We start from the raw sequence: 1,606 nt of genomic DNA on the forward strand, positions 1-1,606 counted from the left end.
GCCGAGCTGCTCGCGCAGCGTCGCGATCGCGGCGCGCAGCTGCGCGATGTCGGTCAGGTCGGCCGCGACGAAGGCGCAACCCGGCAGCCGCGCCGCGAGCTCGCGCCCGGCGTCCGCGGCGATGTCGATGAATCCCACCCGCGCGCCCTGGGCGGCGAAGCGCTCGACCAGCGTCGCGCCGATGCCGGTCGCGCCGCCGGTGATGAGCACGCGCTGCTCGCGCAGGCTGGGATAGAGGGCGCTGGTCATGGTGTCTCCGTCGTTGTCGGACGCGAGTGTCGCGCCCTTGTGGGTGTGTCGTGGTGCTGATTCTATAAGTCTGACTATTTGAGAAGTGAAGAAGCCATGAATGAGGGTTTGCACCGATACGTGAATCAATAAAGTAATACTTTAATTCGATCCAACAAGAATCACCGATCCTCTGGAGACAAGATGAGCCTGAGCTTCCCCCGGCCCTACAAGGGCGTGTTCCCGGTCGTGCCCACGACCTTCAACGCCCAGGGCGGCCTCGACCTGGAAAGCCAGAAGCGCTGCATCGACTTCATGATCGATGCCGGCTCCACCGGCCTGTGCATCCTGGCGAATTTCTCGGAGCAGTTCGTGCTCGGCGACGACGAACGCGCGGTGCTGACGCGCACGATCCTGGAGCACGTCGCCGGTCGCGTGCCGGTCATCGTGACCACCACCCACTACAGCACGCAGATCTGCGCGGAGCGCAGCCGCCTGGCGCAGGACCTGGGCGCGGCGATGGTGATGGTGATGCCGCCGTATCACGGCGCGACGCTGCGGGTGGGCGAGGCCGGCATCTTCGAGTTCTACGCGCGCCTGTCCGATGCGATCGACATCCCCGTCATGATCCAGGACGCGCCGATGTCGGGCACGCCGCTGCCGGCGCCGTTCCTGGCCCGCATGGCCAAGGAGATCGAGCAGGTCCGCTACTTCAAGATCGAGACCGCCGGCGCCGCCAGCAAGCTGCGCGAGCTGATCGCGCTGGGCGGCGAGGCGATCGAGGGTCCCTGGGACGGCGAGGAGGCGATCACGCTGCTGGCCGACCTGGATGCCGGCGCCACCGGCGCGATGACCGGCGGTGCCTATCCGGACGGCATCCGTCGCATCGTCGATGCCTACGCCGCCGGTGACCGCGAGACCGCGGTGGCCGAGTACGGCCGCTGGCTGCCGCTGATCAACTACGAGAACCGCCAGGGCGGCATCCTGACCGCCAAGGCGCTGATGAAGGAGGGCGGCGTGATCGCGTGCGACGCACCGCGCCATCCGTTCCCGACGATGAACCCGCAGGTGCGGGCCGGCCTGCTCGACGCGGCACGTCGGCTCGATCCGCTGGTGCTGCGCTGGGGCCGCTGAGTCCGCCTTCTTCTCCCTCACTTTCAGACCCGCCGTGACGCCGTGAGCGACGCGGGTCAGCAAGGACCGTCATGAGCGCCATTCCTGAATTCAAGAACTACATCGCCGGCGAATGGGTCGCCGGCGTGGACCAGCGACCCAACATCAATCCGTCCGACACCAGCGACGTGATCGGGCTGTACGCGCAAGCCGACGCCGCGCAGACCGAGGCCGCCATCGCCGCGGCGCAGGCCGCGTTCCCCGC

2 protein-coding genes and 1 pseudogene are annotated in these 1,606 nt (G+C 67.8%); 2 read left to right on the forward strand and 1 reads right to left on the reverse strand.

Features of this window, described 5'->3' with window-relative positions; genetic code table 11:
- Positions 1–249, reverse strand: a 249-nt coding sequence (locus FUT87_RS26290; protein WP_147242890.1) for an SDR family NAD(P)-dependent oxidoreductase, incomplete at its 3' end; no start/stop codon positions are given.
- A gap of 183 nt (positions 250–432) precedes the next feature.
- Here FUT87_RS26290 and FUT87_RS26295 point away from each other — a divergent pair.
- Together FUT87_RS26295 and FUT87_RS31165 are read left to right on the forward strand one after the other, a co-directional pair.
- Positions 433–1,362: a dihydrodipicolinate synthase family protein gene (locus FUT87_RS26295; protein WP_091724729.1), complete on the forward strand. Its 930-nt coding sequence runs from the start codon at positions 433–435 to the stop codon at positions 1,360–1,362.
- A gap of 71 nt (positions 1,363–1,433) precedes the next feature.
- Positions 1,434–1,606 (forward strand): annotated as a pseudogene (locus FUT87_RS31165) (aldehyde dehydrogenase family protein); the annotation flags it as partial.

The sequence above is a fragment of the Mitsuaria sp. TWR114 genome, from assembly GCF_007997345.1.

Excerpts from the sequence above, each read along its gene's own strand:
- FUT87_RS26295 (WP_091724729.1), top strand. The coding sequence starts at position 433 with ATGAGCCTGAGCTTCCCCCGGCCCTACAAGGGCGTGTTCCCGGTCGTG.